This window comes from Shewanella sp. KCT (assembly GCF_007636505.1).
Classification (GTDB): domain Bacteria; phylum Pseudomonadota; class Gammaproteobacteria; order Enterobacterales; family Shewanellaceae; genus Shewanella; species Shewanella halotolerans.
In genome coordinates, this window is record NZ_LVDJ01000011.1 from 26,868 (window position 1) to 32,867 (window position 6,000).

Here is a 6,000-nt window from a genome sequence, read left to right on the forward strand (position 1 = left end):
TGTTTGCTGTGGTCTTTCCTGGTAACACGTTCCATTGCGTTTGCTAATGCGGCGCCAACCCAAAAGGGTGATTAATGTTTATTCCGCAAATGTTCTCCATAGGCCTAAGCAATGGCACAAGTTCAGATTGGACGCGCTGGGTTAGCGCTATCTCCGGCGGCAGTGCTAAATCAGGGGTGATCGTCACACCAGAGAAAGCCATGGCGCTAAGTGCTACCCGGGCCTGTGTCACCCTGTTGGCTGAGTCTGTCGCGCAGCTGCCGTGTGAGTTATACCGCCGCAAAGGTGAAGGGCGCGAGCGGGCAACAGACCACCCGCTATACAACATCATTCACAACCAGCCCAACGCCAAAGACACCAGTTTCGAGTATTACGAGCAGGGCATGGGGTGTTTGGGGATCCGTGGTAACCATTTCGCGCTAAAAGAGTTTGATAGCGACGGCTATATCAAAGAGCTGATCCCCGTCCACCCAGACAAGGTAACCGTCCTGAAAGGGCCTGATGGCCTGCCTTACTACGAGCTAAAGGGCACTGGTGAAATACTGCCAATGCGGCTAATGCACCACATTAAGGCCTTTAGTTTCGACGGCTATCTCGGCGTATCACCCATTCAGACTAACATTGATGTGCTCGGCCTGGCACTGGCCACCGAAGAGCACGCCTCAACCATGTTTGCCAACGGTGCCATGCCAAGCGGTGTCATCGAGCGACCAAAAGACGTTGCAGCGATCGACTCACAAGATAAAGTCGACGCCATTCTCAATAAATGGAAAGAGCGCCACAGCGGCCTGCGTAATGCCTTCTCGGTCGCCATGCTGCAGGACGGCATGACCTACAAGCAGTTGTCTATGGACAACGAAAAGGCGCAGCTGCTTGAGTCGCGCCGCCTGGGTGTCGAGGAGATCTGCCGCCTCTACAAGATACCGCTGCACATGGTCCAGCATAATGACAAAACCTCATCCTGGGGATCCGGTATCGAGTCAATGTCACTCGGCTTTGTCATCTATACCTTGCTGCCGTGGCTTAAGCGCATCGAAGCCGCGCAAACCCGCGACTTGTTGGTGCCATCAGAGCGCGGTGAATACTACATCGAATTTAATGTGCAAGGCCTGCTGCGTGGTGACCAGAAGTCGCGCTATGAGTCTTACGCTATTGGCCGTCAATGGGGCTGGTTATCGGTTAACGATATTCGTCGCCTCGAGAACATGCCGCCAATCACCGGCGGTGACCGTTACCTCACACCGTTAAACATGGTCGACTCGGCGCAGATGCAAAACGCTCTGCAAGCCACCCCTGAACAAATGAAGGAAATCGAGGCAATTTTATGTCACAGATAAACTATCCACACATCGCCAGCATGGTGTTCGACACCCCGCTGTTTGCCACCCGCCTGGCGGTCGACGCCGTTAAGTCTGTGCTCATTCCTCGCATGCAGGGCATTAACGTTGTCGTCGCGCCCAACGAGATTAAATCGCTCCATGATCAGGGCCAAGTGTTGGCCATGGAAGACGATGATTACGAGCCACGCCGCCAGCAACCCTGTAATGGCGACGGCATGTATACCGTCGCCAAAGACAACCTTGCTATAGTCCCAGTCCATGGCTTACTTATGGCGCGCCGTGGCCATATCACCGCTCAATGTACCGAGCTCACTAGCTATGAGCTTATTCGCAATAATATTCAGCGTGCGCTCGATTATGACGCGGTAAAAGAGATTGTGATCGACTTCAACACCGGCGGCGGCATGGCTGTAGGCTGTAAAGAGCTGGCCGATTTCATCCATCAGGCTAAAGCCATCAAGCCGATCACCGCCATCGTTAATTATGCCGCGTACTCTGCCGGTTACTTCTTAGCGTCGGCCTGTAGCAGAATCATAGTCTCGCCAACCTCAGGCCTTGGCTCTATCGGGGTCATCATCGAGCACATGGAAGTCAGTAAGTGGGAAGAAGAGGTCGGCCTCAAATTCTCCACCTTCTATCGCGGCGACCATAAAAACGACTGCAGCCCGCACGAACCCATTAGCGAGCAATCCGTCGCAGTCATCAATAAGCGCCTCGATGAGGCCTACGAGATGTTTGTCAGCTCAGTGGCCGAGTATCGTGGCATAGACAAGCAAGCGGTGATCGACACCCAGGCCGGGCTGATGTCGGCCAGTGAAGCCATCAAGGGTGGTTTCGCGGATGAACTCGCCGACCCCATATCTGCGATCAGCAGCATCGCACAACCCTATTTGCAAGCGGCGAACAAAAGTCGTTCGTCCACCGGCCTTAGCGCTCGTGCCAGGGCCATGGATATTGCAACTCAGCTCTAGCCACGCGGCGGAGTAAACCTAACAGAGGCAGCCATTGGCTGCCTTTTTTGTTATCAAAACAGGAGCAACACCTATGACTATCGAAGAACTACGCCGCAAACGTGCCGAGATCAACGCGCAGATCCAAGCACTGGCAGCCAAAGAAGCTGGCGCAGATGCCGAGCTTTCAGCAGATGAGCTAACACAATTCGAGGCGCTATCGACGCAATTCGAACAGCTTAGCCAGCAGATCAACCGCCAAGAGGCCGCCGAGCGTATGAACGCCCAGCACGCCAAGCCGATTGAAGGCGCACCAGGCATCAAGGTTCACAAAGAAGCCAAGCAGTACAAAGGTGCTAACTTCGCCCGTACCGCCATGGCCATTGCAGCATCAAAGGGTAACCTTGAAGGTGCCGCCCGCTTCGCGTCAGACACTATCGGTGATAGCGACCTGGCGATGGCCATCGAAACCTCAGCCGGTTCTGGCGGCGCCCTGATCCCGCAAAACACCGCCGATGAAGTGATCGAACTGCTGCGTGACCGCACCGTAGTGCGTAAGCTCGGCGCGCGCACTGTGCCACTGCCTAACGGCAACATGAGCCTGCCGCGTCAAACCGGTGGCGCGACAGCCAGCTATACCGGCGAGGGTACCGACGCGACAGCGTCAGAGGCGACCACCGACGACATTCAACTGTCGGCCAAAACCCTGATCACCCTGGTGCCAATTTCTAACCAGCTGATTGGGCGCGCAGGATTTAACGTTGAGCAGATGGTGCTTACCGACAGCCTTAACGCTATCGGTGTACGTGAAGATCAGGCCTTCCTGCGTGGTGACGGCGCCAGCAATACCCCAACTGGTATCAAGAAGCTGGCCACGGACGCTGGCCGCACTGTGGCATGGTCTGGCTCCGCAGATCTGGCGACCATCGATGCCTACCTCGACAGTCTGATCCTCAAACTGATGACAGCAAACAGCATGATGATCAGCTGTGGCTGGGGTATGTCGCCACGCACCTTCATGAAACTGTTTGGCCTGCGTGACGGTAACGGCAACAAGGTCTACCCAGAGATGGCCCAGGGCGTGTTGAAGGGCTACCCCATCGCGCACACCAACGGCATTCCGGCCAACTTGGGCGCGGGCACCAACGAGTCAGAGATCTACTTCGCCGACTTCAATGATGCAGTGATCGCCGAGGACGGTATCTACCGCATCGACTTCTCAACTGAGGCCACCTATAAGGACGGCAACGGCGATCTGCAAAGCGCGTTCAGCAAGAACCAATCGCTGATCCGAATCGTGACCGAGCACGACTTTGCCAGCCGCCATCCAGAAGGCTTGGTATTGGGTACCGGCGTTACCTGGTAAGCCACCTAGCAAGCAAAAGTTGCACCCTTAGCTCACGCTATTGATGAGCAAGAAAGCCGCTCCATTCCCTGGGCAGGTTGAGCGGCTTTCTCTTTTTTATCTAACGCCAGGAGAACACCATGGCCAATGAAACTAAACCCGCAGCTAAAACAGCTGACAAACTCACCCCAGTTGAGTTCACCAAGCACTGGACCCGTTACAACAAAGGCGAAGTGGCAGGCTTTAAGCCAGACGAGGCCAAGCGCCTTATTGAAAAGCTCAAAGTCGCTAAGCCTTACGCCCCGGCGAAAGAAGAGCCTAAGAAGTAATCATGTCGCTACTGAGCCTAGAACAGGCGCGTGAGCAGGTTAACCTGCTGCAGGACGAAACGGAGTTTGACACCTACCTGCAGCAGTTATCAGCTGCCGCCGAGGCCTACATCGCTAGGCGACTGCGAGATGATGCCGGTAACGCGGCCACCTTCGTCGCAGACCAAGCCACGCTTGACGCTATGCCTGAGCCACCGGCTAACCCATTGCTTGTTAGCGAGTCGGCCGATCTGGTACTGGCTGCCGCGCTCTTGGTCGGCCACTGGTTTGATAACCGTGAGTCCGTATCGAAAGAGGACCTTAAACAGGTTCCGCAGGCATTTGAGGCGCTCATTTTCGACTATCGCAGTCACGCTATAGGTTAGCCATGAACGCCGGAAAATACCGCCATCGTATCCAGGTACAAAAGCGCACTGTCACCGGGCAATCCAGTGCCGGCGCCGAAATAGTCGACTGGCCAGAGGCGTTCAACACCCGGGGATCATTTAGCAAGCTGTCCGCTAAAGACTTCATCGCCGCCAACGCCTCGCAAAGCCAGATCATCGGTCAATTTACCATTCGCTACCGGGACATTTCCGAAGGTGAATATCGTCTGGTGTGGCGCGGCCGCACCTACAAGATCATCGCTTTTCTGCCTGATCGAGATTCAGGCCGCAAAGAGCTTACTTTACCCATCTCTCAAGACATATAAGGAGCCATCATGGCAACGACTAACGCGCTGGTAACCGTGAAATGCAAATCGGCATACACCGACGGCGAAACCAAGAAAACCCACACCCCACGCGACAAGCCATACCAGATCAGCAAGAAGCGCTTTGAGCACTTGCAGTCCAAGGGCTTAGTTGAAGAGGTCAAGGCCGAGAAGCCTGCAGTAAAAGCTAAGGCATAGTCACAGTGAACAACTTCTCTGTTGATTTTGCTGGCGGCAAAGAGATCCGCGAGCAACTCAATCAGCTTGGTGACAAGGTGGCAAAGCGCGCTACGGCAAATGCACTTCGTCAAGCGGCCCAGCTTGTCAAAGAGGCGGCGGTCAGCAAGGTCACGCAATATGATCGCGCTGACACCACCAACAAGATCCATGAAAATATTGCGATCCGAATGATGAGTGCCAAAAAGCTCAGACAGCGTGGCGGTGTTGACGAATCGTCAGTGGGGATCAGTATAGGTGTACTCGGTGGTGCTATCTCTTATGCCAACAGCAAGCTTAACCGCCAGAAAAATCGAGTCGGCATGATGTACCCAACGCTGGGTAGTAGCGACAACCCGGGCGGCAACACCTTTTACTGGCGATTCTTGGAACTTGGCACTAAACATGCTGCGGCGCGGCCGTTTTTGCGGCCAGCATTTGACAATCAAACCAGTCAGCTACTCGACACCATAGTCGCAGAGCTCAATAATCAAATTGGGAAAGCACTGAAATGAATCCTGTCCCCCTCTTTACCTTGTGCCAGGCAGACAGTGACGTTAAAGCAATCTTAGGTGAAATCCCAACCAGAGTGTACCCTTTCGGCCAGGCGCCACAAGGAACAACACGGCCCTATGCAACCTGGCAGATCATCAGCGGCAGCCCTTACAACCAACTTGCCGACAATGCGCATACAGATAGCTATTCAACTCAGGTTGACGTATATGGCGAGACCGAAGCGCAAGCCCTGATGGCGGCAAAAGCGATTATTAGCGCAACGGCATCTGAGGCATATGTGCTCTCTTATAACAGCAATGGCCGCGACAAAGAGACCGACGACTATTACTACAGCTTTGACTTAGGCTGGATAGTGACCGCCGAATAACTCAAACCACAGACGTTAGGTAGTCGGGAAATGAACCCTCAAGATGCAGGAACCGTAGGCAAAATGTTCGCTATGGCAGCAATCATCGCGGCGGTGCTATTTGGCGCCGCCGCGGTGATAAACGCCATTCATTAGTCAAAGTAATTGCCTTGCCCTTGCTAATTCAGCCTGTAGCTCCTCGGGGCGCTTGGCTTGGCAGTTGAATTTTAACCGCAGATCAGTTAACTCCCTATCAAGCTGCTTACG

The 6,000-nt window shown here is 54.3% G+C and carries 9 protein-coding genes; all 9 read left to right on the forward strand.

Features of this window, described 5'->3' with window-relative positions; translation table 11 throughout:
- The first annotated feature begins 74 nt into the window (after positions 1-74).
- The 9 genes from AYI87_RS15405 to AYI87_RS15445 all read left to right on the forward strand — a co-directional run bounded on the left by AYI87_RS15405 (position 75) and on the right by AYI87_RS15445 (position 5,754).
- Complete coding sequence (locus AYI87_RS15405) at positions 75-1,337, forward strand: phage portal protein (protein ID WP_144203581.1); 1,263 nt, start codon at positions 75-77, stop codon at positions 1,335-1,337.
- Positions 1,325-2,311, forward strand: a complete 987-nt coding sequence (locus AYI87_RS15410; RefSeq protein WP_144203583.1) for a S49 family peptidase — start codon at positions 1,325-1,327, stop codon at positions 2,309-2,311. Before AYI87_RS15405 ends, AYI87_RS15410 begins: the two co-directional genes overlap by 13 nt.
- Before the next feature lie 73 nt (positions 2,312-2,384).
- Complete coding sequence (locus AYI87_RS15415; RefSeq protein ID WP_144203585.1) at positions 2,385-3,656, forward strand: phage major capsid protein; 1,272 nt, start codon at positions 2,385-2,387, stop codon at positions 3,654-3,656.
- Positions 3,657-3,775: 119 nt separating this feature from the next.
- Positions 3,776-3,964 (forward strand): hypothetical protein, encoded by a 189-nt coding sequence (locus tag AYI87_RS15420; protein ID WP_144203587.1) that lies wholly within the window; start codon positions 3,776-3,778, stop codon positions 3,962-3,964.
- A 2-nt stretch (positions 3,965-3,966) separates the two neighbouring features.
- Positions 3,967-4,329: a head-tail connector protein gene (locus tag AYI87_RS15425; RefSeq protein WP_144203589.1), complete on the forward strand. Its 363-nt coding sequence runs from the start codon at positions 3,967-3,969 to the stop codon at positions 4,327-4,329.
- Positions 4,330-4,331: 2 nt separating this feature from the next.
- On the forward strand, positions 4,332-4,655 hold the full coding sequence (locus tag AYI87_RS15430) for a phage head closure protein (RefSeq protein WP_144203591.1): 324 nt from the start codon (positions 4,332-4,334) through the stop codon (positions 4,653-4,655).
- Between the two features lie 9 nt (positions 4,656-4,664).
- Complete coding sequence (locus AYI87_RS15435) at positions 4,665-4,853, forward strand: hypothetical protein (RefSeq protein WP_144203593.1); 189 nt, start codon at positions 4,665-4,667, stop codon at positions 4,851-4,853.
- Positions 4,854-4,858: 5 nt separating this feature from the next.
- Positions 4,859-5,386 (forward strand): HK97-gp10 family putative phage morphogenesis protein, encoded by a 528-nt coding sequence (locus tag AYI87_RS15440; protein WP_186300646.1) that lies wholly within the window; start codon positions 4,859-4,861, stop codon positions 5,384-5,386.
- Positions 5,383-5,754: a DUF3168 domain-containing protein gene (locus tag AYI87_RS15445; protein WP_144203597.1), complete on the forward strand. Its 372-nt coding sequence runs from the start codon at positions 5,383-5,385 to the stop codon at positions 5,752-5,754. Before AYI87_RS15440 ends, AYI87_RS15445 begins: the two co-directional genes overlap by 4 nt.
- Positions 5,755-6,000 lie beyond the last annotated feature (246 nt).

What these genes read in the sequence shown, in the direction of transcription:
- AYI87_RS15405 (WP_144203581.1), top strand. Translation starts at nt 75, where the DNA reads ATGTTTATTCCGCAAATGTTCTCCATAGGCCTAAGCAATGGCACAAGT.
- AYI87_RS15410 (WP_144203583.1), top strand. Translation starts at nt 1,325, where the DNA reads ATGTCACAGATAAACTATCCACACATCGCCAGCATGGTGTTCGACACC.
- AYI87_RS15415 (WP_144203585.1), top strand. Translation starts at nt 2,385, where the DNA reads ATGACTATCGAAGAACTACGCCGCAAACGTGCCGAGATCAACGCGCAG.
- AYI87_RS15420 (WP_144203587.1), top strand. Translation starts at nt 3,776, where the DNA reads ATGGCCAATGAAACTAAACCCGCAGCTAAAACAGCTGACAAACTCACC.
- AYI87_RS15425 (WP_144203589.1), top strand. Translation starts at nt 3,967, where the DNA reads ATGTCGCTACTGAGCCTAGAACAGGCGCGTGAGCAGGTTAACCTGCTG.
- AYI87_RS15430 (WP_144203591.1), top strand. Translation starts at nt 4,332, where the DNA reads ATGAACGCCGGAAAATACCGCCATCGTATCCAGGTACAAAAGCGCACT.
- AYI87_RS15435 (WP_144203593.1), top strand. Translation starts at nt 4,665, where the DNA reads ATGGCAACGACTAACGCGCTGGTAACCGTGAAATGCAAATCGGCATAC.
- AYI87_RS15445 (WP_144203597.1), top strand. Translation starts at nt 5,383, where the DNA reads ATGAATCCTGTCCCCCTCTTTACCTTGTGCCAGGCAGACAGTGACGTT.